General features: G+C 59.1%; 17 protein-coding genes. 3 read left to right on the forward strand and 14 right to left on the reverse strand.

What is annotated here, in order from left to right:
• Positions 1-6: 6 nt before the first annotated feature.
• From EC9_RS02360 to EC9_RS02400, 9 genes are all read right to left on the reverse strand, one after another.
• Positions 7-1,380: a sulfatase-like hydrolase/transferase gene (locus EC9_RS02360; protein ID WP_218934529.1), complete on the reverse strand. Its 1,374-nt coding sequence runs from the start codon at positions 1,378-1,380 to the stop codon at positions 7-9.
• Between the two features lie 336 nt (positions 1,381-1,716).
• Positions 1,717-3,567 (reverse strand): multiheme c-type cytochrome, encoded by a 1,851-nt coding sequence (locus EC9_RS02365; protein WP_145342056.1) that lies wholly within the window; start codon positions 3,565-3,567, stop codon positions 1,717-1,719.
• A gap of 33 nt (positions 3,568-3,600) precedes the next feature.
• Entirely contained in the window at positions 3,601-4,839 is a 1,239-nt protein-coding gene (locus tag EC9_RS02370; protein WP_145342058.1) for a DUF1573 domain-containing protein, read from the reverse strand.
• A gap of 72 nt (positions 4,840-4,911) precedes the next feature.
• Positions 4,912-7,293, reverse strand: a complete 2,382-nt coding sequence (locus EC9_RS02375) for an O-antigen ligase family protein (RefSeq protein WP_145342060.1) — start codon at positions 7,291-7,293, stop codon at positions 4,912-4,914.
• Positions 7,269-8,411: a glycosyltransferase family 4 protein gene (locus EC9_RS02380; protein ID WP_145342062.1), complete on the reverse strand. Its 1,143-nt coding sequence runs from the start codon at positions 8,409-8,411 to the stop codon at positions 7,269-7,271. Before EC9_RS02380 ends, EC9_RS02375 begins: the two co-directional genes overlap by 25 nt.
• A gap of 36 nt (positions 8,412-8,447) precedes the next feature.
• Positions 8,448-9,767 carry a xylose isomerase gene (gene xylA, locus EC9_RS02385; RefSeq protein ID WP_145342064.1) on the reverse strand — a complete coding sequence of 440 codons (1,320 nt, stop codon included), beginning with the start codon at positions 9,765-9,767 and terminating at the stop codon, positions 8,448-8,450.
• Positions 9,768-10,037: 270 nt separating this feature from the next.
• On the reverse strand, positions 10,038-11,348 hold the full coding sequence (locus tag EC9_RS02390) for a beta-ketoacyl-[acyl-carrier-protein] synthase family protein (RefSeq protein ID WP_145342066.1): 1,311 nt from the start codon (positions 11,346-11,348) through the stop codon (positions 10,038-10,040).
• Positions 11,349-11,591: 243 nt separating this feature from the next.
• Positions 11,592-12,761 carry a hypothetical protein gene (locus tag EC9_RS02395; RefSeq protein WP_145342068.1) on the reverse strand — a complete coding sequence of 390 codons (1,170 nt, stop codon included), beginning with the start codon at positions 12,759-12,761 and terminating at the stop codon, positions 11,592-11,594.
• Between the two features lie 270 nt (positions 12,762-13,031).
• Entirely contained in the window at positions 13,032-13,910 is an 879-nt protein-coding gene (locus EC9_RS02400) for an Rpn family recombination-promoting nuclease/putative transposase (protein ID WP_145342070.1), read from the reverse strand.
• Positions 13,911-14,091: 181 nt separating this feature from the next.
• Between EC9_RS02400 and lepA the strand changes: the two genes are divergently transcribed.
• The 3 genes from lepA (at position 14,092) to rarD (ending at position 18,501) form a co-directional block, all read left to right on the forward strand.
• Positions 14,092-15,888, forward strand: coding sequence for a translation elongation factor 4 (gene lepA, locus EC9_RS02405; protein WP_145342072.1), 1,797 nt, complete (start codon positions 14,092-14,094; stop codon positions 15,886-15,888).
• 52 nt (positions 15,889-15,940) lie between these two features.
• Entirely contained in the window at positions 15,941-17,107 is a 1,167-nt protein-coding gene (locus tag EC9_RS02410; protein ID WP_246105917.1) for a Gfo/Idh/MocA family protein, read from the forward strand.
• 452 nt (positions 17,108-17,559) lie between these two features.
• The gene (gene rarD / locus EC9_RS02415; protein WP_246105918.1) at positions 17,560-18,501 is read left to right on the forward strand and encodes an EamA family transporter RarD; all 942 of its coding nucleotides are present in this window, start codon (positions 17,560-17,562) and stop codon (positions 18,499-18,501) included.
• An 87-nt stretch (positions 18,502-18,588) separates the two neighbouring features.
• Here rarD and EC9_RS02420 read toward each other — a convergent pair whose 3' ends face one another.
• The 5 genes from EC9_RS02420 to EC9_RS02440 all read right to left on the reverse strand — a co-directional run bounded on the left by EC9_RS02420 (position 18,589) and on the right by EC9_RS02440 (position 24,992).
• Complete coding sequence (locus tag EC9_RS02420; protein ID WP_145342076.1) at positions 18,589-19,329, reverse strand: class I SAM-dependent methyltransferase; 741 nt, start codon at positions 19,327-19,329, stop codon at positions 18,589-18,591.
• A gap of 117 nt (positions 19,330-19,446) precedes the next feature.
• Positions 19,447-20,529, reverse strand: coding sequence for a PepSY domain-containing protein (locus EC9_RS02425; protein WP_145342078.1), 1,083 nt, complete (start codon positions 20,527-20,529; stop codon positions 19,447-19,449).
• A gap of 309 nt (positions 20,530-20,838) precedes the next feature.
• Positions 20,839-22,305, reverse strand: coding sequence for a hypothetical protein (locus EC9_RS02430; RefSeq protein ID WP_218934530.1), 1,467 nt, complete (start codon positions 22,303-22,305; stop codon positions 20,839-20,841).
• Positions 22,306-22,347: 42 nt separating this feature from the next.
• Positions 22,348-23,619: a hypothetical protein gene (locus EC9_RS02435; RefSeq protein ID WP_218934531.1), complete on the reverse strand. Its 1,272-nt coding sequence runs from the start codon at positions 23,617-23,619 to the stop codon at positions 22,348-22,350.
• The gene (locus EC9_RS02440; RefSeq protein WP_145342080.1) at positions 23,616-24,992 is read right to left on the reverse strand and encodes a DUF1552 domain-containing protein; all 1,377 of its coding nucleotides are present in this window, start codon (positions 24,990-24,992) and stop codon (positions 23,616-23,618) included. Before EC9_RS02440 ends, EC9_RS02435 begins: the two co-directional genes overlap by 4 nt.

The raw sequence follows: 24,992 nt of genomic DNA on the forward strand, positions 1-24,992 counted from the left end.
CGGTACCTAGTGCTTCTCGTTTTGCTGCTGGAACCATTGGTCCATCTGGTCGCCAAGTCGGCTCGCTAGTTCTTGGTGTTTGCTGGAGCCGGAGAGGTCGACGAGTTCATCGGGATCGTTTTTCAAGTCGAACAATTGCGCGCGGCCGATTTTGGGATAGCGAATCAGTTTCCAACGCGCTGTCCGAATCATGCGTTGGGTCTCCTTGTAGTACCCAAAGACCGCAGGGTAGATCTCTGTCTCGGGAGATCGGAGGATCGGCACGATGCTTTTGGCTTCCACGGTTTGGGGGATCGGGATCCCCGCCAATTCACACGTCGTGGGATACATGTCGCGCAGATAGATCTGTGCCGCGGTCCGTTGGTTCTTCGGAATTCCGGGGCCAGCGATGATGAACGGAACACCGATCGTATGTTCGTACATGTTTTGTTTCCCCATCAACCCGTGGCTTCCGAGCGCCAACCCGTGGTCGCTGGTGAATAGGATCACCGTGTTGTCGTAGCGTCCGGACGCTTTCAGCGCCGCGAGGATCCGGCCGATCTGAGCGTCCATGTCGTCGATGACTGCGTAGTAGGCGGCGATCTCCTCGCGGACGTCCGTTTCGGTCCGCGGCCAGGGGAGCAGTTGTTCGTCGCGGCCGTCGATGTTTCCGTGATCGAAAGGGTGTTTGGGCAGCAGGTTTGCCGGCACCTGCATCTCGGACGGTTTGTATTTGCCAGCGTATCCCGGCGGGATGATCAACGGATCGTGGGGAGCTGTGAAATTGACGTGCATGAAAAACGGCTTGTCGGTTTTGCGCTGCAGCAGCTGGATTGCGCCGTTGGCAATGTACTTACTGGTCTCGCCGACCACGCCGATTCCTTTCTCCAGTTCCGGCTTGCCGTCGGCTGATTTGAAAGTCCATCCGCGATAGCCGGTGATCAGGCGGTTGTGCCGGCCGTAGCGCGGCTGGCGCCCCAGCGGTCCCGCACCACCGCTGCTGAACAATCCGCTCGTTTCATCATAACCGCGCGTCTTGGGTGCGCCGTCGTTCATCCATTTTCCGCAGTACCAAGTCTGGTAGCCGGCGTCGCGGAGTGCATCGGCCCAGAAGACTTGTCCCTTTTTTAGCCGGCCACCGCCGTAGGGAACGCCGTTGTGAAATGCTGTCGCACCGGTCAGGATCTCCGCGCGACTGGGGACGCACAGCGGAAACGCAGAGCTCGCTCGGGTGAAAGTCATCCCCTCGCGAACCAGTTGGTCCAGGTTGGGAGTCTCGATCACGGGGTTCCCCAGCGCCGCGATCGTATCGGGTCGCTGGTCGTCGCTGACGATGACAAGAAAGTTCGGTTGCTGTTCCGCGGCGGTCGCTTTTGCAAAACCTGTTCCGACAAAAAGCAACGCTGCAACTAAACCAACCCGCCGAACCCGATGTGCATAACCCATCATGACCTCCCGTTGTAAAACGTCAGTCAGGATTCTATCGCATGGCTCCCTTGGCAGCAAAATTATCAGGGACGAGCGTCAGGGCTATCGGTGTTTGTGCTTAGGCAAATTAGCCGCCACTCGCTAGCAGCTTGTCGGTTTAATCAGCCGATTGGGCGTTAGTCCCGGTTCCGCTGCCACTAAACCGGTGCTAACGCCCAAACAGCTAATGCAAGGAAGCTCGTTGTGGCTAAACCGACAAGCTGGTAGCGTCCGGTTGCTAAGAGCGCCGGACGCCGGGGGAGACGGGCGCTAGTATTTGCCGACGTGCTTGACCTGTTCCCAGTACTTCTCGAAAGCGCCCTCTTTGTGGAAATCGGGACTGTTATCGAGGTCGTGGCACTCCATGCATTTTTCGCGTGCTTGGTCGAGTGGCAATCGCATCGCATCCCGCAGCTTTTCGAGCAATTCGTCGCTCGCGGCGATGTCACCCTCTTCGGCGGCGACATGTTGCGATCCTGGGCCGTGGCAGTTCTCGCAGCCGTTGGCGACCATCTGGGGTGTCGAATCGAGGCTCAGGTAGCCGCTCAGGTAGGGGTAGTATCCTTGCGGGTTCCATCCGGTCACGTGGCAGCTGAGGCATTCGGGATCAAAGTGGCGAGCGATATCGCCGCGGTCGTTTGGCGGACGGACTATCGATTCGGTCGCGTGGGCATGCGGGGTGCCTTCCCAAATCTCCATCGCGGTGGTGTGGCATTCGCCGCACTTCTCCGATCCGACAAACTTGCTGCCGCTGGCGTGAGGGATTGGGTTTAGCCCCAGGCCGCTGAGGCCGAGATTCTTTAGGTGGTCTTGATAGACGGCCAGCGACTGCAGCATTGCCGGCGAATCTTTTAGGGCTGCTGTCAACGGGATGCGAGCGTATCGGCTGGGCGACCCGTCGTCGTAAAGAGCGACCAGGCAGGCGTACATCGCCTTGTGCCCAGTCAGGATCATGTGAGTGGAGGCGGCGTTCTCAACCGTTTGTGGTTTGTAGGTCGGTTCGCCAAACTCGTTGGCGATCACGACTAGATCGATTCCGTCCAATTGGGCGCCAAGGGCGTTGATGTCTTCTTCGGCGTTGTTCCCGCCGTAATAGAGTAGCACCTTGTAATCGCAGTTCTCTTTTGCCATCGCGGCGATCGACGCCTTGATCGCTGGGGCGACCGGATCGACGACGATTTCGTCACCCAGGGGCTGGCCAATCGTTTTGGGGTCGAGGATCGATGTGACGCCAATTCGTCTGCCGCCGGATTGGATCACGCGTGTCGAGGGGAGCAGTTCGGGGTCCAGCAGGGTGACGTTGGCCGATACGAATTGTAGGGCGCTGTCGGGGTCGCTGGCCGCTTCGGAGAGAAGCAGGCCGACGTCCAATCGCAGGTCATCGGGGCCGAACCCGATGGCGCGATAGCCCAGTGTTCGCAACGAAGCGATCGTTGTCTGGAACTTGATTCCGGCCTGCTGGCCGTAGCGGCGGACTTGGTTGCCGGCATCCATCGGGACGACGTTCCAGCCCAGCGTTTCGATCTCTTTGATCAGCGAGTGGCGTCGGGCCAGGCCGCCTTTTTGGTTTTCCAATCCAGTGCAGCCACACGGTTCGATGTATCCGTGCTGTTCGCCGGTAAACAGCATTACCGTGCTCGGCTTGGGCCAGCTCTTCCAACGGTTGTCGGTTTCGGTATCAATCGTGGCTACGGTTGAATTGCTGGCGTCGGCTGGCAGTTCGGTTCCGTTGTCGTCCGCCGGCGGGGTAGGGGCCTCTTCCGCTGCGGCCGCTTCGCTTGGTGCGGCGGCAACTAGCGATGTTGCCTCCTCGGGCACTTGTTCGGTCGTTTGTTCGTTGTCGGAGAGAGTGGGGGAATCCGGAAGGCTGTCGGTGTTGTTGGGGGGGCTGTTCGCTGTATCGGTCGGTGTCGGTGAGGGGACGGCGGCCGTAGGTTTCGCTTCGGTCGGCTCCGCCGCTTCGACGATCTCGGTTTCCACGACCGCGGAATGAGCGGGGGTGGGGGGGGCTGGACGAGTGGGTTCTTTCGTCTCCTGGGCGACCGGAGTGGGATCGTTGCAGCCGAGGAGCAACAACAGACTGCAGGTTGCCGTCAGGAAGGAGATGTATGTTTTGCGCATATTGGTGAATCGCCCAGCGTTGCCGAATTTTCCCTAATTGTCGACCGCGGTCACCTCTACCGTCAACCACAGCTTGAGTGGTGACAGTTTACTATTTTGAGGTTCCAGCATGACATAGCCGGTATCGAGTGACTTCATTCCGCGAATGATACCCAGGGGAGCATCCGGCTTTATTTTGATATCTATCGGAATCGATCGCAGCGATCCTCGGCGATTCTCTTCGCCCAGAGTGACTGCGAAAACATTCTCGGGCTTGATCTCCCCAACCTTTACGACCAGATCGTCGTAATCCTTGCCGCGAATCACGAGATGGATTCGCTCATCCCCCGGTTCCCCTTTTCGAACTGTCCCGAAATTGAAACGGTAGCCACCGCCGCCGCTCTTCTGGGATTGTTCCAGTTTGCTGCCCCCCAGCAGTCGCAGTGGGCCGACGATATTTCCCGAAAGATTCATATCAAACGATGGACTGACCGCTTCGAGATCGTCGCTCTTGTAGTGGACGCGTAGCACATGGTTTAGCGCCCCCTGTCGCAGGCCGGGGTTGATCTTCACCTGGAAATCGAAGGCTTGCGTGGCGGCATGGTGTTTGCCATCGGTCTTTTCGTCGGCCTTTCGCTCGGTCCAGTGGACTTCGGTCAGTTCTTGGACCGGGGCGTCGAGGAATTCAGCCGAGACGATTTCGATGGGGGCTTCGTCGTAGCTGTAAGCGGTCATTTCCAGATCGATCGGTTCGCCCGAGGTGACGTTACCAACGGCCCAGTCGGTTGGTTCGGTCAGCAGCGATTCGACCAGCGCCCCATGAACGGTCAGCTTCAATTCGATGTTGTCGGGGTCGTTGGTTTGGATCGTTGCGGTTTGAGCAAATTCGGCACTGCTGGATCGCGTTTTCCAAGTCAGTTTGATATCGGATGTCTCACCCGGTGCGATCGATTCACTTTCGAGTTCACCCACGGTGCATTTGCATGTCGATCCGGTCACCTTCAATCGCAGCGGTCCGGTCCCCGTGTTGCGGATCTTGAATGCGTGTTCCCCTTCGGTGTTGCGGTGCATGACGCCAAAGTCGAAATCCTTGTCGCCAAGGAGCTCGATTCGCCCGGTGTCATTGGGGATCAAGGAACTCAAGTACTCGGGCAGTTGCTCTGCGTCAAATCCTTCGACTTCGGTGAACGGGCCAAAGTCATCGACTAGATCGGTCGAATGATTCGATCCGCTCATTTTGCCGATCGAGATGCCACCGATCAAAGCCAGCACGATGATTGCTAGGACACGCATGAATTTTCAGGTCTTCGATGGAGGGGAAGGAGGCGGGTCGATTGGTTCGACCGACGAGGGATTCACCGATTTTTAATCGTTTTCTACGGTTGGACCCTGGTTTCGGTTCGCCCACGCCTGTTGGACGCTTATCGATTCTAGCGGGTTGCGGCCATCCAGCGGGCGGTCGGCAGGCAGAACTTGCAACAAATTCCAGTCCGATTCGATGTTTTTGTTGACCTCGGCTAATCGCGCCGCTTGTTGCCAAGCCTCTTCGGCCCGTCGGTTTTCACCGCTGGCAGCGGCGAAAACAGCAACCTGAGCCGTGATCTGAATGCTTGTCGGGTCCAATCGCAGTGCGATTTCGCTCGATTCCAACGCGGCTAGCAGGTCCTGCCGATCGCCCCAGCGGTGGTAGATCCTCAGCTGGGATTCAGCTAGTTGCTGCCAAGCTCGTGGATTGGCGGGATCGCGGCGCAGGACTTCGTCTTTCGCCTGCTGCCACTCTTGTCGCGCTGTTGCCGTCGACTGCTGCATCAATACACGCGTCAGGACCGATTCCAACTGCATTGCTGGCCCAGCATCCCAGCGGTCGGCCTCTGTCGCTTGTCGCAGCAACTGGATCGCCGTGGGGGCGTCGCCGGTGGCGATCCGGTCCCCCGCGCTTTGAGTCAGCGCTAGCGTTTGCATTACGGGAGTGAGCGTGGTGGTACTGAACAGAGCCAGCAGCCCTAGGCCTGCCAGTAGGCTCAGTTGTCGAGGAGTGCGCGCGTTCGCCTCGGCAGGCAGCTGGCGCGAGCTGATCGCGCCGATCAGAGCCCACAGCGGAATCGCGATCCCCGGCGTCGTCCAACCTCCGGAGAAGAGCAGGGCGGCCAGGACGGCGAAGCAGCCCGGCCAAGCGATCGCTTCCCAGTCGACATCCGTCCCGAACCAGCCGGCCATGAAATAGACGAATGTCGCCGCCAGCGGGATCGAAATCAGATAGGGTTCGATATCGGGAGCGACGCCAAACCAGGGGCCCAAGAACCAGACGCTCACAACCGACAGCAACGCACCGCCGCAGATCGCCCAGTCGCAGGTGCCGTTTGTCGCTGAGCCGCTTCGCTGGCTCGATCCTTCTTGGTCGTTTGTCGGTTTAGCCGAATGTTTCTCTGCGTTGCTTCGGCTCCAAGCTGCCGCCAGGCTCCACAAGATCGCCAGGCAATGAATTCCGACCGGCAGTCCCGCCGCGGTCGCTGATTCCAACAGGAAGTTGTGCGGGTCGGCGATCATCTCGCTCATCGACGCAGCTTTAAATCGCGGGTAGGTCGATTGAAAGTTCCCCGGCCCGGCGCCGAACCACAAGTGGTCGCCTAGCATTCGCAGGCTGCTGGCCCAATATTGAAACCGGAACTGAACCGACAGCGGGAATTTTGCCAGCAGGGCAGGGGAGTGGGTGATCGCCGCGCCCAGGCAGGTTCCTCCCAGGGCACAGGCAACCGCGACCGCTCCGGCCAACCGCGGCACAAGTGTTGCCTTTCGCTCCGCGAAAGTGCGTTCCGCTGATGAGCCTTTCGCAGAGCGAAAGGCGACATTCGACAAGGCACCGCCAACAAATCGGCAGGCCAGCATCGTGATCGCTGCGGCGATCGAAAGAATCAGCACGATCCGACTACCGGTGGTTAGGATTCCCCAGGCGAGCAACGCTGTGGCGAGCGCCGCCGCCACCGTCTGCCACTGCGTCAGTTGCAGTTTCTGTCGCCACAGAACCATTCCGCCGGCGATCGTGAGTCCCATGAACAGGATCACCGCCGCCGACGTCGACAGGCTGAACGTCGCCATCGATTCCGCGGCAAACAGTCGCCCTTCGTACTGGTAGCGGAGCGCTGATCCGGCGGGAGCGTCGAGTCCGGCGAGTCGCAATTGTCCGTCGGGATCCTGACGGTATTGCTCGATCGATGCGGGGATGCTGATGTATTTCTGATGGATCGTGTGGACTGCCAGCGTCGTTAATGACGCTAACAGGACGATGGTAAGACACTGTTTTTGGGCTGTCGTGACGATCGCGCGTCGAGTCGCTGCGTAAGTCGCCAGGCAGCCGAGCCAGACCCAAAACTCGTTGATCGCAAAACGGAGGTTCCCGCGACCGGCGACCGACCACGTGGCGAGGCCGACCCAAACGACGAGGGCCAGTAGCAGCAGTTCGGTCCGGCGGCCCTGCGTTGGTCCGGCGGGCCAGTAGAAAAATGCAGCGATCGCCAGCGGTAGCGTCAGCAGGCTCAGGTAGGTCGCCGATCCCTGCTCCACCGCCGTGCTGTCGGCGGGGGCCATCAGGGTCGCGATCAGCAACGCCGCAATTCCGAACCGAGCCAGTGTGCCGGCGTAAGCGACCGGCGGCCAAGGGGCTGCCGACGCATCGCTCCGGCCGTCGCGATGGCTCGGCTCAGGCGGCTTCGGCTTGGTGGTCGTCAGTCTTTGTTTTTTCTTCGCCAACCGGTCGATTCCAGAATCACAACGAGAGCGAGCATGCAGAGGACGATCCCCACGACGATGATCGCCGCTTGGGAATCGACGCGGCCCAACAGCAGCGCTGCCAGACCACAGGTTCCCGTGACCAGATAGATCGTCAGAACAGCTTGAACTTTCGTGAGTCCCAGATCAACCAGCCGATGGGAGAAATGGCTCTTATCGGCGACGAACGGGCTGCGTCCCTCGCGGATCCGAATCCACAGAACCGTTGTCATGTCGTACAGCGGCACCGCCATCACGCACAGCGGCGCCAGGATGCCATGGGGCCGTTCGCTCCCTTTGTAGCCGGCGTAGGTCGCCGCCAGGGTTGCGATTCCGATCAGGAATCCGACCAGGTAGCTGCCCGCGTCGCCCATGAAGATCTTTGCCGGAGGGCGATTGTGCCACAGGAATCCCAGCAGCGATCCGACGACGACCAGCAGCAGCGCCGCGACAAAAAACTGCGGCTGCTGCGTGTCGGGATCGGGACTCAACAGCATCACCGCCGCCAGCATCGCCGCGATGATCGCCGCCACTCCGCCGCTCAGCCCATCCATGTTGTCCAGCATGTTGAACGAATTGATCAACGCGACGATCCAGATTACCGAGAGTGTCGACGTCACCAGCGGGACGGGAATGAAAGCGGTCAGGCCGTAACCGAGCACCAAAACGCTGGCGATTGCGACAGCGAATTCGATCGCCAGGCGAAGTGTCGCAGGCAGGCCGCGCCAATCGTCGACGAGCCCCAACAGTGTCAGGACAGTCCCCGCTCCAAGGACCAACCACAATTCGCGGGTGCGAAATCGCAGCCCGTCGACATGTTCCAGGACGCTCGCCGGCAACAGGTTGGCGACCATCGGCAGGTCGATCAGGTACCAGACGGTGATCGATCCCGCCAGGAAGGTGCCGATGATTCCGGCCCAGATCCCTATTCCACCGCCTAGTGGCGTGGGAGTGGTGTGGACCTTCCGCTCTCCCGGTCGGTCGACGAGTCCTAACGGTTCGGCGAACCGACGCATCACCGCAACGACGATCCAACTGATGATCGCAGCCGGCAGCGTGGTGACTGCGAGCAAGAACAATAGCGATCGTAGGTCGAGCATTCGCGAGGGCGTTTTTTTCTAGGAGGGGCGTTTGGGCTACACGCGGTCGATGTAGCGATTAAAAACGTTTTCGAGCATCTCTTGGCGGCCGCTCTGGTTCGCGTCGGCTTCACCCTTTTCGAGCATGTAGGCTTCCAGTTCTTTTAGGCTGGTCTTGCCCTGTTCGATCTTCTGTCCGATCCCCGAATCGAAGCTTGCGTAGCGCTCGCTGACAAAGTTTTCCAACGCCTTGTCGGCGCGGATCGCAGCAGCGATCTTCAGCCCGCGAGCGAACGCGTCCATGCCGCCGATGTGAGCGTAGAACAGATCGATCGGTTCGAAGCTCTCGCGACGCACCTTGGCATCGAAGTTGACGCCGCCGGTGGTCAGACCGCCGTATTTCAGCAGCATCAGCATCGTTTGCGAGGTCAGGTAATAATCGGTCGGGAACTGGTCGGTGTCCCAGCCCAGCAGCATGTCGCCGGTGTTGGCATCGATCGAACCGATCATGTCTTGGGCACCGGCGTAATCCAATTCGTGCATCATCGAATGGCCAGCCAACGTGGCGTGGTTGGTCTCGATGTTCAATTTGAAATGGTCGGTCAGTTCGTACGCGCGAAGGAAGTTGATGCAGGCCGCGGCGTCCGAATCGTACTGGTGCTTCGTCGGCTCTTTCGGCTTCGGTTCGATCAGGAACGGCCCGTCGAAACCGATCTCTTTGGCGTAGTTGACCGCCATGTGGAAGAACGATCCCAGGTGATCTAGTTCGCGGCGGATGTCGGTGTTGTAGAGGTTCTGGTAGCCTTCGCGGCCGCCCCAGAAAACGTAGTTCTCGCCGCCGAGTTCCTTAGTGACTTCGAGGGCTTTTTTAACTTGAGCGCCGGCGTACGCGACGACGTCGGCGTTGCATGACGTGGCCGCACCGTGCATGAAGCGGGGGTTGCTGAACATGTTCGCCGTTCCCCACAACAGCTTGATGCCGGTCCGTTGCTGTTCCTCTTTGAGGACGGCGACGACGGCGTCGAGGTTGCGGTTGGTCTCGGCGAGTGTTGCGCCTTCGGGAGCGATATCGCGATCGTGAAAGGCGTAGAACGGAGCTCCCAGTTTCTCGATGAACTCAAACGCCACGCGGGCTCGGTTGCAGGCGTTTTCGACTGAATCGGTGCCATCTTCCCAGGGACGGACAGCCGTGCCGGGGCCAAACGGATCCGATCCCGTGCCGCGGAAGGTGTGCCAATAGACGACGCTGAATCGCAGGTGATCCTTCATCGTCTTCCCTTCGACAACTTCGTCGGGGTTGTACCAACGGAAGGCTAGCGGGTTGTCCGATTCAGGACCTTCGTAAGCGATCTTGCCGATTTCGGGAAAAGCAGTCATGGCAGCTCTAGAATAATAAAGGAGTTTGGAGGAGGCGCGATTCCGGCGCGGGGGCCTTCGGTTCGATTCGCGTGGTCTTGCATAGGCATCTCCGCCGTTAAGGGCAGAGTATGCAGCGTTTCGTGCCACGCAAGGTCGGGACCGCCAATATCATCGACGCTCCGAACGCCGGAAACAAGTCCACGGCGGCAGCGAGTGGAAGCCGTTTGCTGCGGCGCGATTGTCGGCGGTTCGATCTAGGAAACGCGTATTTGCGGCCGCGAACGCCGATTAGCCGGCAAATTTCGCGATTCGGAACGCCGTCGCTTGGCCTTGAGGCGAGACGTTCAAGCTGACGAAGTTATCGCCGGCCGGGACGTCGTTGGAGCTGACGACGTTGATAGGACAGTCGGCGTCGGGGGTCTCGTAGTTCAGCGTCGGCCACAGCGAACCCTCGGAAAGGGCTTTGATGCTGGCGATCGCTTCGACCATTCCGCCACCGGCACCGAGGTTGCCGAAGTTGCTCTTGGCGGCAACGACTGGCGGCGTGTCGGGGCCCAGGACTTCGACGATCGCAGCAGCTTCTTGGATGTCGCCGTCGGGGGTGCCGATGCCGTGGGCGTTGACGTGACCGACGCTTGTGTCGCTGTTCCGCATCGCACCACGCAGTGCGTTGGCCATCGCGGTTTGGATGAACTGAGGCCCCGCGGTGCTGCCAGCGGTCCCGGAGCCAAAGCCGATAACTTCGCCAAGGATCTCGGCGCCGCGAGCTTTCGCGAATTCCAGTTCTTCCAGGATGAACGCACCCGCTCCTTCGCCTAGCACCGAACCGGTGCGGTCTTTGTCGAACGGGCGACTCAATCCCGCCGGGTTTTCACTTCCGCCGGCCAGAACTTCTTGCATCACCACGTGCAGCGTGCGGAAGGGATTGATCCGCGTGCCGGTCGCTCCAACGACCATCGCGTCGACGATCCCACGAGAAATTGTCGAGACCGCTTCGCCGATCGCCGCTCCGGGAGAGGCTTCGCGCAAGGTGAGTGAATTGTTGGCACCACGCAGATCGTTATAGATCGCGATGTGACTGGCGGGCATGTTCGGCAGATACTTCAACAGCCACAGCGGATTGACTTCGGGCAGCCCCAGTTCGCTCCAGCGTTCGAATTGGAAGCGTCCTTCGGCATCCTGGCACTTGCGAATTCCGGCGGCGAATTCTTCGGGCAGCGTCATAATATAGTCGCTGCCATAGAGGACGCCGGTGCGGTCGGGATCGCGAACGTCGGACGAGAGTCCCGAATCGTGCAGTGCCAATTGAGCTGCCGCGACGCCCATCTCGATCTCGCGGCACATCAGCTTCAGTCCCTTTTTGATCGCGCGTTGGAGCTGTTTGTCCAACGGACCAAATTCGCTGATGCTGCCGGTGAAGTCGCGCGCCTCGGCGCCACAACTGATCGACATCGCATCGCTGGGGAGGGCTTGCAGCAGGTCGACGCCGCTCTTGCGGTCGCGCAATGCTTCCCACACCGCTTCGACTTGATTGCCCAGCGGGCTGATTAGTCCGACACCAGTGATCACAACGCGGCGAGGAGAGACGGAGTCACGCATATTCAAAGCAATTTGAGAGGTAGCTTGCCAAACCGGGCATTTTATCCCAACCTGGGCTGGAGTGAACGGGGTGGGGCAGGGTAGGGCGGGCTAACTTGGCAAGAACCGCTGGAAAGACGGGGATTCAGACCCCCAAGGTGAGACCATTTTCGCGTCGTTTCTAAGCTGATTTAACGCTTGGGGCTCGCACGGTTTGCTGGCTGATCCGCTCGCCTGCCGATCGATCTTTTCGATTCGATCGGATTAGTAACGGCCTCGGCTGATGCTTCCCGCGACCGCTGCTTGGGGAGCGGGAGCAGGAGCGAGTCCTTCGCCGGCGCGGCCGCCAAAGGTGATGAACAGCAGGGCATCGGCGCGGCCGGGGGTGTTGCCGATGAAACGGTCGAGGTTCAGCAGTGGATTGGACGAAGTTTGCCGATCGGGGCTGGCGATCACGCCGCACGACAGCAGCAGGACCATGTCGGAATCCCAGCGGAAGCGTTCGTGCAGTCGCCAGCTGACGATCTGTGGCACTTCGATCTGCGTGCGGTGCGATTGTCCGTTGGGCAGCGGCAGGTCGATGCCGACTGGAACCAATTTATCAACTTGGTCGATCTGGGCTCGGATCACGCATTCGATCGTTTTGCCATCGGTGTCCAACAGCGGGCTGATCTCCAATTGATAGCCTTCGTGGACTTCGCTGATCTCCGGTTCGTAGGGAGGCCAGACGGTCGACGCTTGGCGGATCGTGCGGACATAGGTTCGCCCTTTGGTGCTCGAAAGCGATTGGGTTTGCCCGTTGTAGATTGTCATTTGCGAGTTTTGCGATTCGCGAGCGTCGGTTCGCGAGTTGAGCATCGAAATCAGGACGGCGGCATTTTCTTTAGTCAGCAGCCAAGCTTGGACACCTGGCGATTGCACGTTGACGTCTTGGATCAACGGCAGGGCGCGAGCCCGCCAGTTGGGGCTGGAGACGGTCAGCAGACGCATTTTCAGGATCTGAGGATCGGTGGGGCCGTTGACGAATCGGTCGACCATCTTTTTGACAACCGCTTGCATCTCCGGCGTGTGGTAGGCGGTCAGCATGTTGCGGTTGGTGCTCAGGAACCCAAACGGTTCGGAGAACCAGACGTCGGTGCCGGTCTCTCGCAGCACCCAATCGACGACAGCTTGTTCGGGCTTGTCGATCTTCGACAGATTGTTGGTGTAGCGGCTCAGATCGTATTGCCGGAACTCTTGGTTCGCGTCGCGCGGCAGCTGTCCGCTGACCGAAGTCGCCGCGGTTGTAGCCGGTGCGCGTTGCATGCTCGGCGGTGTCGAGAGTCCACCGGTTGTGGGTGGCGGAGTGACTTGGGCGTTGAGGCTGCGCGCGGACGTCGCAAAACCAATCGCCAGTGCGATCGTGAGCGATGCGTGTAGGGTCTTTTGGAACATGCGTTGCCTTCCTTGGTCGCCGTCTGCCAGCAAGATCGATCGATTTTGTACTCAAAATGGTAGCGCGTTGGCGGGAGTATAGACAGGCGAAGTCGCGTGGGCCAAGAGCGAATCCCGGCATCGGAGCCGCAAAGCTTGAGCCCTTTTTTCAAAAAGCCTTGAATGCGACATCGTCGACAGCTTTGCTGGCAATTGCGCTAGGCCAGGCTGGACGTTTACCGTTTCGGATTGACGCGTCTGCGTCCGCAGAGGCTTTGGGCAGTCCGCGTCTTAGGTGTTGCGGAGGCGAGCTTGCGATTGAAGATCGGTATGTTGTGCCGTCAGTTTTTCGGTGGGCAATTGCAGCAGTTCTTCCAATGGCTGTTCGGGCTGTTGCAACAATCGCTGCAGTAGCTGGATTTGACCGGCGAGCACGCCCGCTTGTTCGCCTTCCTGGCGTGCGGAGCTGAGCAGCCATTGCTGGTCTCGAATCGCTTTTTCTCGTTGGTCGTACATGACGCGGTCCTCGGTTTGGGATGCGATCCGTTCAACAACAGAAATCGCTGCATGGAATTCGAGATCAGGAAGCATCGCCTGCAATTCCGCTGCGGAGTACCGGTCGGCCCGTAATAGGAAGAAAACCCATTGTTCGATCCGACTGGCTCGGCTGATTGTTTCGGCTAATAAATTATACTTTGGCAGCTCGATCGTGTGTACTTCGATCCCGCCCGTCAACCGGCGTCCGCTGGTCATGTCGCCCTGTTCAAACCAGTGGTGCGGTTGTTGTGTGTCGCGAAATAATTGGTCATTAAGAAAGCAGATCGAGATAGCCGGTCGGAGTGTCCAGTAGTTGCCACCGCGTTGCATCTGGTCGAGGTACAGCGAGCAGGCGTAATAGTTCAGCCGTTGCAGCAAGCCGCCGACACGTGATACCTGCATCCCCACGTTCAACGATCGACCCTGGTCATCGCGGGCTCTGACATCCAACACGATCTGTTTCGCATCGGCGAATTCTTGGTAGTTGAACGGATTGAGGATCTCCACGGCGATGATCGGTGAAGCCCGGTCGAGCACGGCATTGAGAAGTCCGATCAGCGCCCGAACATTTTCTGGGCTGCCAAAGATCTTCTTGAACGCAAAATCGACTAAAGGACTGATCCCCAGAGCCATCGGGCACCTCCGCCCCTTATTGTCGCCGAGGCCAGAGTCCTTGAACAAGCCAGTCGCGTGGGGGGCGGCATTGCGAGCCAGGATGTTCTCGAACCGGCGTTCCCTGTCGTCGGTCTGCTTCTTTCATTAGGATTGAGGTGCTTGCGAGACAATGGCTCCCCCACCTCAAAGAACTCGACGAATGAAACATATTCGCAATTTTTGCATTATCGCCCATATCGATCACGGTAAATCGACGCTCGCGGATCGTTTGATCCAGTCGTGCGGCGGTGTTTCGCTGCGCGAGTTCCACGATCAGATGCTCGATTCGATGGATATCGAACGCGAGCGGGGGATCACGATCAAAAGCAATACCGTCACGCTGGATTACCGAGCCCCCGATGGTCAGGACTATCTGCTGAACCTGATCGATACGCCCGGGCATGTCGATTTTTCGCACGAGGTCCGCCGTTCGCTGATGGCTTCCGACGGGGCGTTGATCGTCGTCGATGCCTCTCAGGGCGTCGAGGCGCAGACTGTCGCGAATCTCTACCTGGCGATGGAATACGATCTGGATCTGTTGCCGGTGATCAACAAGATCGATCTTCCTGCCGCCGATGTCGATCGGGTTCGCGAGGAGATCGATTCGGATCTGGGGCTCGATCCGTTTGCTGCGATTCCCGTCTCCGCCAAGACGGGCGTTGGGATCGACGACGTGTTGGCTGGGATCGTCGAACATCTACCAGCTCCCACCGGCGACCCCGAGGCGCCGCTGAAAGCTCTGGTCTTCGACGCCCACTTCGATAAATACCGCGGCGTGATCCTGCAGGTTCGCGTCATGGAAGGGACGCTCAAGCCGCGCGATATCATCCACTTCATGCATACCGATCGCGACTTCAAAGTCGATGAGCTCGGCTACAACCAACTGAAACTCGTACCTCGCAAACAGCTCAGCGCGGGCGAAGTCGGCTACATCGTCGCGGGAGTCAAAAGCGTTCAAGACATCGAGATCGGCGATACGATCACGTTGGCAAATCGCCCAGCCACCGAACCGATTCCTGGCTATCAACCGGCGCGCCAAGTTGTCTTCTCGTCGGTCTATCCGATGAGCACCGACGAATACCAGGACCTGACCAAGGCCTTGGACAAACTTGCCATCAACGACGCCGCGTTGACTTACGAAAAAGATAGCTCCGCTGCGTTGGGCTTCGGCTTCCGCTGCGGCTTCCTCGGCTTGTTGCACCTGGACGTGATCCAGGAACGGTTGCAGCGTGAATTTGACATCGGGCTTGTGATTTCCGCTCCCTCGGTGAAGTATCAGTTGACGATGACCGACGGTTCGACGTTGGAAGTCGACAACCCGAGCTATTGGCCCGACCCGATGAAGATCCAGTCGGCGGCGGAACCTTATATCAAGGCGACGATCCTGACGCCCGAGGCGTATGTCGGCCCGATCATGGAGTTGTGTCGAGATCATCGCTCCGAATCGCAGACGATGAACTACCTGTCGGCGGGACGTGTCGAAGTGGTCAGCGAGATGCCGCTGGGCGAGGTGCTGTTCGATTTCTATGGCAAGTTGAAGATGATCACCCGCGGCTACGGATCGTTCGATTACGTGCCGATCGAATATCGCACGACCGACGTGGTGAAGGTCGAGATCTTGGTCAACAAAGAACCGATCGATGCACTCTCTTATTTGGTCCACCGCGAAAAGGCTCGGACGCGAGCGTTGCACTACTGCGAACAGCTTGCCGAAGCGATTCCACGACACCAGTTTAAAATCCCGATTCAAGGTGCGATCGGCGGCACGATCATCGCCCGAGCTACGATCCAACCGTACCGCAAAGATGTTACGGCCAAACTGTACGGCGGTGATGTGACGCGAAAGAACAAGCTGTTAGAGAAGCAGAAGAAGGGTAAGGCGAAGATGAAGCAGTTCGGCAGCGTGAACATCCCGCAGAAGGCGTTTGTCTCCGTATTGCAAGCCGATAAAGACTGATCGGTCGGTTTCGTTCTTCGATAGCTCTAGCATTCAATAGTTGGTCGGCGTGATGACAAACCTGACGATCGCGATGCACGGTGTTACCGGGCGGATGGGAACCCATCAACATTTTGTCCGCTCGATTTTGGCGATCATGCGTCAAGGAGGCGTCCGCGCTGCCAACGGAGAAATGATTCTGGTGACGCCGATTCTGCTTGGACGTAACGAAACGAAGTTGCGACACTTGGCGGAGGTTGTGGCGGACCAAGAGATCGGGACGCAGGTCGCTTGGTCGACCGATGTCGACGCCGTCCTGACCGATCCCCGAGTCGATATCGTCTTCGATGCTTCGAGCACTCAGATGCGGGTGTCGATCGTCCGCCAGGCGGCTCAGCAGGGCAGGGCGGTTTATTGCGAAAAACCGATCGCCGTCGATGTGTCACAGGCGATGGTATTGGCCGAGCTTTGTGAATCGGCGGGAATCAAAAATGGGGTGGTCCAGGACAAGTTGTGGTTGCCGGGCGTTTGCAAATTGAGAGCGCTCCGCGACGAAGGCTTTTTCGGCGACATCCTCAGCGTCCGCGGCGAGTTTGGTTATTGGGTCTTCACCGGCCATGATCCCGATCGCCCGGCGCAGCGGCCTTCGTGGAACTATCGTCGCGAGGACGGCGGCGGGATGATGTTGGATATGTTCTGTCATTGGCAGTATCTGCTGGGCGATCTGTTGGGCCCGATCGATCGCATTCTGGCTCACGCGACGATCGATCTGCCCGAGCGAATCGACGAGGTGGGCAACGCCTATCCCTGCACTGCGGACGATTCGGCGTATGCGATTTTTGTGACCGAAAGCGGGATCACGTGCCAGTTCAATTGCTCTTGGGCGACGCGGGTGCGACGCGACGATCTGTTGACGATCCAAATCGATGGGACCAAGGGCTCGGCGGTCGCTGGATTGCGAGACTGTTGGGTTCAAGAGATGGCTGCGACGCCGCGGCCGGTTTGGAATCCCGACATCCCACAACCGATCGACTTCCACAGTGGATGGCAGAAGCTGCCCGACACGACGACCTACGACAACGCCTTTAAGGTTCAGTGGGAGTTGTTTTTGCGGCACGTTGCGGCGGACGAACCCTTTCCTTGGACGCTGCGTCGCGGAGTCGACGGGGTGGCGCTGGCCGAAGCCGGGCAGACGTCATCGGCAGAACAACGTTGGGTTACGCTCGGCGGATCGCCTTGAGGAAACTTTGAATCTGCATTGCCCATACTAGCACGAAGCGCAAGCGAGTGATGGGAACACATTCACACATTGATTCACTCGCTTGCGCTTCGTGCTAGTATCAAATTTCGAGCGAAAGACGTTCCCTCGCGGCAACCGTTTGTTCACGCGAATTTAGCCCGTTCGTCATGCGTCCTGAACAATGGAAATGCTTCCACCGTTTCGATTCCCTCGGGCACATATTCATAAGCGGGTCGGGCGTGTAGGCTGGGCCAGTGGCATCGGTTCGCGGGCATGTCGCTAGGGCGGGGCATCGCAACTTTGTGCTCCCATTTGCAGGGGGCCAGCCGCCAGATGGTGTCCGTTGCCACCGAACCTATCGCCCGATACGTTGTCTCAAGCGGCGGGTTGGCGATCGGCAAGGATCCATTGAATGCAACGGGAAGAGGGATGAAGGGAAAGAGGAAAACGGGTTGAACGAGCAGCAGGGTGAAGAGTGCGATTTGTCGACGCGTCACGAGCGGATCGGTGCGATGTGCGCTGTTGGTGCCCATATGATGTGGGGCTTTTTTCCGCTCTACTGGCACCTGCTCGATTACGTTCCCTCGGCTACGTTGACGGCGTATCGCGTGATTTGGTCGTTCCTGTTGTTGATGACGCTATCGATCGCGATGCCTCGGCTGCGTCGCGCACTGCTGCAGCTTCGTGAGCCACGGAAATTAGCGATCTACGCGGCGACAGCGACGATGATCGGGATCAACTGGGGTGCGTTCATGTACGCAGTCGGCAGCGGCCAAGTGCTGCAGGCCTCTCTGGGCTATTACATCAATCCGCTGTTGAACGTGCTGCTTGGAGTCGTCGTGTTGGGCGAACGCTTAAAGCCATTTCAGTGGATCGCCGTCGGCTTTGCCGCAGTTGGCGTCGCCGTGATGGTGATGATGGGCTCGGGGATGCCGTGGATCGCGTTGGCGATGGCCTCTGCTTTTGCAGTCTATGGTCTGCTGAAAAAGAAGGCGACGTTGCCGCCGTTGGAAGGATTGTCGATCGAGACGGGGCTGCTGTTTCCCGCCGCCTTGGCGTTCCTGTTGCTGCAGTCCCCCGATCCGGGCGCACAACCTTACTCTCCGGTCACCTGGTTGCTGTTGATCATCGGTGGAGCACTCACGATCGCCCCGCTGGCTCTGTTTGCGACCGCAGCCAAACGCGTCACGCTGACAACGATTGGGATCCTGCAATACGTGGGTCCCACGTTGCAGTGGTTTGTTGGAGTCGTGTTACTGGGCGAAGCGTTTGGCGGCAGCAAGCTGATCGGTTTTCTGTTCGTCTGGACCGGCGTGACCGTCTTCATCGTCGGCGGCCTGCAGATGCAGAGCCGCGCGACGCGGCAAGCCCGCCAAGTCGCCTTGGCCGAATAGAACAATGGTCGCCTTTCGCTCCGCGAAAGTGCGGTCGGCGTGCGCACTTTCGCGGAGCGAAAGGCGACCATCCGAAGGCGTCGCTTCTTACTTGCTCGGCTTGGTGAATCGCAGCAGATAGTTTTCTTCGAACGCATCGACTTCGACTTCATCGGTGAACTGGAAGCCGGCCGCGATGACTTCGCTTTGGAAGACCTCTTTTCCAGCCCGAACGTGGCCGAGGATGAACTCGCGCGATTTGCCTGGAATGCGGTCGAAGTCGATCAGGACCAATCGTCCGCCGGGTTTCAATGCACGGTAGATCGACGCCAGCGATTGCATCGGTTTTTCAAAGTGATGGTAGGTGTCGCAGATGAATACCAAGTCGACCGATTCGGAAGGCAAGCGGATCGATACGTCGGTGCCGAGCACCGGCGTTAGGTTTTCGATACCGTCGGCTGTCGCTCGGGAGGCGATGTGCTGTAGGAAGTTTGGCGCGATGTCGACGCTGTAGACCCATCCGTCCCAGCCGGTCGTCTTGGCGAACAACTGGCTGTAGAAACCGGTCCCCGCACCGACGTCGGCGATCCTTTCGCCCGGTTGGATCGCACACGCTGCCAAGACGGCTTTTCGCCCGGCGTAGACCTCGCGGCTTTCAACTTCAAAACGGTCCAGCCATTCGCTGACGTTCAGTTCCGGATCCTTGAAGTTGTCGTTGATCCCTGCGGGCAACGGAATCGTGGCGGGTGCTTCGGTTGTCGTCTGTTGGGCTTCCAGTCGCGCCGACGTTTGGACCAAGATGGTAACTATCACTGCTATCGCGGTGTGGAGAAAGGATCGGTGAGTCATCAGTTCTCTCTTTCCTGTGGGGCTATAGGGTCGACTTGTGGTTTGTTTGCTGGTCTGTCGACAACTATTGTAACAAGGGCCCAGCGTCTACGTTTGCGCTGAACGCTCGGTTGCGCATCAGTCCGATTTTCCTGACACATCGGTGACTGTGGTTTGTTTTGCTGGGATCTTCTTTGGTGGGCCGGTGCTGGTCATTTGGTCGTGCATCCCCAGGCCGACGAAGGTGGCCAGCAGGATGCTTGTCGCCAGCAGGCCCATCCCCAGCCAACGCGTTCGTTTGATCTGCCACCACATCAGCAAGCCCGAACAGCCCCAGAAGACCATCGAGACGAACATCGCATCGACAAGCAGTGCCCACAGCCATCGGATCTCGACGACCGGCGTGTAGATTCGCCCTAGATGCATCCGTTGCAAGAAGGCTTTTTTGGTCAGTTGCGGCCGGTCGTCCTCGCGAACGCTGTTGACGCTGCCATCGGCCAGGTTGTAGCTGACGATGCAGGGGATGCCATCGGCTTCGGCCGAGAAGACGACGCTCAGTTTTCGATATCCGAGGCTGGCGCGGTTCGAGGGCAGCCCCAGTTGGTCGAGCACTTCGGGAATCTGGCGTTGGATATCGGCGGAAACATTTGGCTGGATCTCGACTCGATAGACCTCTGCCAACGGATCGGGTTTATCATCTGCCGCGTCGTCAGTTTCGGCGTCGACAAGTGTCGTGCGAACTTCGCCGTCGCCGGTGACGGGGTTGACGGCCAGTTGGTGTTTGGCGGTGGGTGTGTTGACGTTGTATTCGAGGTGGCCGCTGAACAGCGGTCGCCGATCGTCCGTGATGCGAAGCTTGGGGCCCTGCGATTCGGACGATTGCAGGTTGATTTGTTCGACCACCGCAGCCGCCGTCTTTTCGGCGGATGTCAGGTCGGTCAAAAGACCGTCGTCGAGATCTGCTGCGTGATAGGTGGTAACTTCGTCGGCGGTAAACATCCGCGGGTGATTAAACATCCAACCGCTGAACCCATACATCAGCACCCAGGGGAACATAAAGATCCCCGAGTAGAGATGGATCCGTCGCAGCAGCATCACCGTCGACCGGCCCAGTTTTTCAGCTCGCGTCTTCTTTTTGGGCAGCCGCCGTGACGATTCGCCGTTTGCGTTATCGAGATCGTCGGTCGAATTGGGAGTGGCGGATTCAGTCGAGCTCGACATGGCAGGCGTTGAGGATTGGGGAGGTGAATCGCGGCCAATGCGATCGCGCGGTGGATCGCAGTTACGCTCGGCGGATGCATTGTAGAGTGAGATGTTCGCCGCAGGGGGCGGCGGTCGTTTAGATCGTTGCTGCAATCTGGGCAAGCAACAAGGGGGCAATCGAGTCGCCTCACCGCGTCGGCAGCAACGTCAGAGCGTGGGGCAGGGCAGGGGAGGTGGATCGGTTTTGATGCAAAGCGCCTCGATCTGCCGGTCAGCCGTGTAAGTGGAGTCGGACGCAGGAACGAAGAATCAATAACAAAAGCCCAGTTAGTATTTCGGGAAGATATCTGGGGTGGGGAAACGTTCGTTAACGCTAGAAGCCCCGTCGCTGAGGTATTCCTCGCGTGGCACGTGGACGTCGGGCCAGTTTGCAGGGCGGATGCGGACGACTCGCGTGGGGCGGATCCCTTCGGTTATGAGGTCCATCTCAAAACGGATCTGGATGCCGCTGCTGCCTAGCGGGACGTCTCCGGGCGTCGTCGTGACTTCGAGGATGGAGCCTCGCGCGGCCATTTGTGAGGGCCCCGCGGTGCCTCCTTCGGTATGCTTCAACGTATTCTCGGCCGCATTCATCAGCGCTCGGATACCTGTCTTGAAATCAGCGTAGAGGGAGGCATCCATACCGCCAAACAGAGTCGCGGTCACGGTGGCGTGGCCGAACTTGCCGTACTCGACGGCATCGACCCAGGCGGGCATCCAGCGGCTGCGGATAAAAGCTTTGTGTACTTCGTTTTGGTTGTCGGTGGCTCGTTGCATCGCGGTGCCGTCGAGCCAGATGTCCGAGATATGGAAACGAGTGAACACGCCGCCTGGGGTGGGCTTCCAGGTGAGTCCGAGCAGGACGGCTTGACCGCCGAGGGATTTTTTGCCGCTGGCGGGCCAGCTGCCTTCGTCGATTAAATCCTTGACGCTGAGTCGTTCACGACCACGCCAGATGCGGGTGGCGGCGTCAAAAGTCATCGATTCCATGCTCGCGTCACCGCCATCGCTTTGCTTCGCTTCGAGGCTGGCGACGATCGTCCCTTGGTTGTTTTGGAGGTTTACTTCTTTGAGCTTCCAGACCTTGCCTTCGCGCTGGCAATGGCTGGGCTCGTCTTCGAGCAGGAGGACGTGGTTCTCGGCGGGAGCAATTCCGGCACCACTGAGGCTGACGGTTTTCTTGCGGTTATCCACCGGAAGCACCGGTACGGCGGAGATCGTGGGATCGGGCGGGAGAAAGGCCCGGACGTGCATGATCGTGCCTAGCGGGATGTCGCGAAGATCCGCCGGTGCGCCGCGATAACGCACGATGCCGTAAGGGAGCATGGCGAAGGGGTGCGGGGCGTTTCTGCGGAACACGCCGATCGATTGCACGCGGATGCTGCCGCGGCGATTGGCATGGTCCACGAACACGAGTTCTCCGCGGTAGGAATGTGATTTTTCCAGAGGGGGAAACATTCCCGGTTCAGGTCGGAAAGGCTCGTCCGCGCTGGCGGCGTTTGCGAGCAAGGAGAGACTGATGTAGAGGGCCGCGAGCGATGTGAGGGTGGGGTGCATAGGATTCGAGTTCAAATTTAACATGTGTGCAGATCGGGATCGCAAGGCGAGCGGCAGGTGGAAACTTACCGGAGTAGAAAACTTGTCCTCGATGTTCAGGAACAGTGGAGACAACGGTTCTACGATCGCCGGGGAATTTATTTTCCGCCGCTCGGCAATGGGCCCGTCGAGTGGCGGCGAATAGAAAAACGGTGGCAACCTAAGTCTCTGAGGGGAGGCAGCACGGGCGACTTTTCAGGGTTAGTATTTGGGGAAGATCGCCGGGGTCGGGAAGCGTTCTTCCATGTTGGCTCCATCGTTGAGGTATTCCTCACGCGGCAACTGAACCTTGGGCCAGTTTGTTGGGCGGACACGGACGACTCTGCCTGGACGGATGCCTTCGATGATGAGGTCGGTCTCAAAATGGATCTGGATGCCGCTGCTGCCCAATGGCACGTCGCTGCTCGTCTTCGTAACCTCCAGAATGGATCCTCGTGAGGCCATGTGCGCGGGGCCGTAGGCACCGTGGGTGTGCTTCAGCGTATGCTCGACCGCATTCACTAAGGCGGGGGCCTCTTTTTTGAAATCGGCGTAGAGGGATTCGTCCATGCCGCCGAACAAGGTCGCCGTCACCTTGGCGCGACCGAACTTTCCATATTCGACGGCATCGATCCAAGCGGGCATCCAGCGACTGCGGATAAAAGCCTTGTGCGTTTCGGTTTGATTGCGGGCAGCGCGTTGCATCGCCTCGTCGTCCAACCAGATGTCCGAGATGTGGAATCGCGTGAACACACCGTCGGGTGTCGGCTTCCAGGTAATGCCGAGCAGGACGGTCTGACCATCGAGCGATTTCTTTCCACTGGTGGGCCAGGTGCCTTCGGAGATCAAATCCTCGACCAAGAGGCATTCGCGGCCGCGCCAGATGCGAGTGGCGGCGTCGAAGGTCATCGATTCCTCCGTGGCGTTTTCGTCACTCCCTTCCTTCGGTTCACGGCGTGCGACGATCATCCCCTCGCTGTTTTTAAGGTCCACTTCTTTGAGCTTCCAAACCAATCCCTCGCGCTGGCAGTGACTGGGTTCGTCTTCCAGAAGGAGCACGTGGTTCTCGGCGGGGGCGATTCCGGTGCCGCGATTGTGGTTCGCGTCTTTTGACTTGTTGTTGACTGGCAGTACCGGCACGGCAGATATCGTAGGGTCGGGCGGAAGAAACGCCCGAACGTGCAGCACAGTACCCAACGGGATGTCGCGCAGATCCGCCGGTGCGTCGTGATAACGCACGATACCGTAGGGGAGCATGGCGAAGGGGTGCGGGTCGTTGCGGAAGAACATGCCCGACCCTTGCACGCGGATGCTGCCGCGGCGGTTGGCATGATCCACGAAGACAAGTTCGCCCCGGTAGGAATGCGATTTTTCCAAAGCAGGGAAGGTTCCCGCTTCGGGGCGGAACGGCTCGTCCGCGGTGCTGGCGATTGTGAACAGGGAGAGGCTGAGGCAGAGGGCCGCGGGCCGGGTTGGATTGAGGAAACGCATCATACTTCGATCACCTTATTGCTGTCGCCGAATTGGTCGATTTCCACGCCCATCCGCTGAGCCATCATGAGCAGCAGGTTGCTCATGTGGGCGTTCGGGTTCGCGGGACGGCTGCACAGCTGATAGTGCTTGGTAGTGAGCGCTCCATCGGCTCCGAGCGCGTAGCCTTTGAAGTCTTCCGCCGACTGATTGAAGTCGAGGTGGCTGCCGTGCTTCAGCCCGAGATCCGACCCGCCGGCAAGGACCAGCGGCAGGTTCGCGTTTCCATGGCTGTGGCCATAGCACATGCCGCTGCCGAAGAGTGACATCGTCGAGTCTAGGAGCGGCTTGCCGTTGAGGTCGTTGGTCTCCGCGAGCCGGGTGAGGAAATAACTGAACTGCTCTACGGCAAAGGTGTCATACATGGTCAGCTTTTCCATGTAGCCTGCGTCCCCGCCGTGGTGGCTCAGTTGATGGCGCGACTCGGTGATGCCGATTTCGGGAATCGCGATGGCATCCCCTTCACCTCCCATGCTGAAGGTGGCCACGCGTGTCACGTCGGTTTGAAAGGCGAGCACCATCAGGTCGTAGACCGTGCGGAAATAATCACCTGCCATTGTGGTGGCAATATCGCGGTTGGTGCGTTTGCGGTCCGCGTCGGAAACGACCGGCAGCGGCGTGTCGAGCCACGCATCGGCCCGTCGCGTTCGGATCTCCGCCTCGCGGATGGAGCTGAGGTATTGGTCCATTCGTCCCTTGTCCGCCGATCCCATATTTTTCTCAAGACGGCGCACTTCGGCGAGGTTGGCGTCCAGGACGCTCCCTTTACGACGCAAGGCTCTCCGTTGGGCAGTTTTGCCCCCTTTCGGTTCCTCGAACATCGATGCGAAGATCTCGCTGCAACGACGCATCGCAGGCAGCCGGACCCCGTCGGCTGTCCAGGCGAGGGAATCCTGAGTGATGGCGACCTCCATCGACGAGACACGGGTGTGCTGCGCCGTGACCTCCGCCATCTTCTGGTCCACCGAGATGGTGTTCCGATCCGAAGGACCGAGCTTTCCGCCGGTCAACCAGACGGAGATGCAGTTGTGGTGATGGCTGAGGGCACCCGGATGATGCAGGCCGCTGATGGGCGTGATGACCTGGCGATGCTTCTCCAGAGGCATGAGCGACCTGGAAAGCTGGTAGTTCTTGCCCGGTGTGGTGATCTGATAGTTGAGTGAATGGACGCCGTTGGCGAGATAGATGAAGGCACTGCGGCGAGGCGAGGCGGTTTCCTTTTCAGCCGCCCGCAGAGGAATCATGCATTCCAGTAGGGGCAGGGAGATCAGGCTGCCCATGGCACGAAGGGCATGGCGGCGGTCGATCAGCCAGGATTGGGAAAGATAGTTGCTCAT

It is taken from the genome of Rosistilla ulvae, assembly GCF_007741475.1.
Lineage (GTDB): Bacteria > Planctomycetota > Planctomycetia > Pirellulales > Pirellulaceae > Rosistilla > Rosistilla ulvae.

Bases quoted from the DNA above. Each gene is read 5' to 3' on its own strand.
- EC9_RS02380 (WP_145342062.1), bottom strand. From the start codon at position 8,411: ATGCTCGACCTACGATCGCTATTGTTCTTGCTCGCAGTCACCACGCTG.
- EC9_RS02410 (WP_246105917.1), top strand. From the start codon at position 15,941: ATGACAAACCTGACGATCGCGATGCACGGTGTTACCGGGCGGATGGGA.
- EC9_RS02440 (WP_145342080.1), bottom strand. From the start codon at position 24,992: ATGAGCAACTATCTTTCCCAATCCTGGCTGATCGACCGCCGCCATGCC.
- EC9_RS02390 (WP_145342066.1), bottom strand. From the start codon at position 11,348: ATGCGTGACTCCGTCTCTCCTCGCCGCGTTGTGATCACTGGTGTCGGA.
- lepA (WP_145342072.1), top strand. From the start codon at position 14,092: ATGAAACATATTCGCAATTTTTGCATTATCGCCCATATCGATCACGGT.
- EC9_RS02370 (WP_145342058.1), bottom strand. From the start codon at position 4,839: ATGCGTGTCCTAGCAATCATCGTGCTGGCTTTGATCGGTGGCATCTCG.
- EC9_RS02420 (WP_145342076.1), bottom strand. From the start codon at position 19,329: ATGACTCACCGATCCTTTCTCCACACCGCGATAGCAGTGATAGTTACC.
- EC9_RS02365 (WP_145342056.1), bottom strand. From the start codon at position 3,567: ATGCGCAAAACATACATCTCCTTCCTGACGGCAACCTGCAGTCTGTTG.
- EC9_RS02435 (WP_218934531.1), bottom strand. From the start codon at position 23,619: ATGATGCGTTTCCTCAATCCAACCCGGCCCGCGGCCCTCTGCCTCAGC.
- EC9_RS02425 (WP_145342078.1), bottom strand. From the start codon at position 20,529: ATGTCGAGCTCGACTGAATCCGCCACTCCCAATTCGACCGACGATCTC.
- xylA (WP_145342064.1), bottom strand. From the start codon at position 9,767: ATGACTGCTTTTCCCGAAATCGGCAAGATCGCTTACGAAGGTCCTGAA.
- EC9_RS02395 (WP_145342068.1), bottom strand. From the start codon at position 12,761: ATGTTCCAAAAGACCCTACACGCATCGCTCACGATCGCACTGGCGATT.
- EC9_RS02400 (WP_145342070.1), bottom strand. From the start codon at position 13,910: ATGGCTCTGGGGATCAGTCCTTTAGTCGATTTTGCGTTCAAGAAGATC.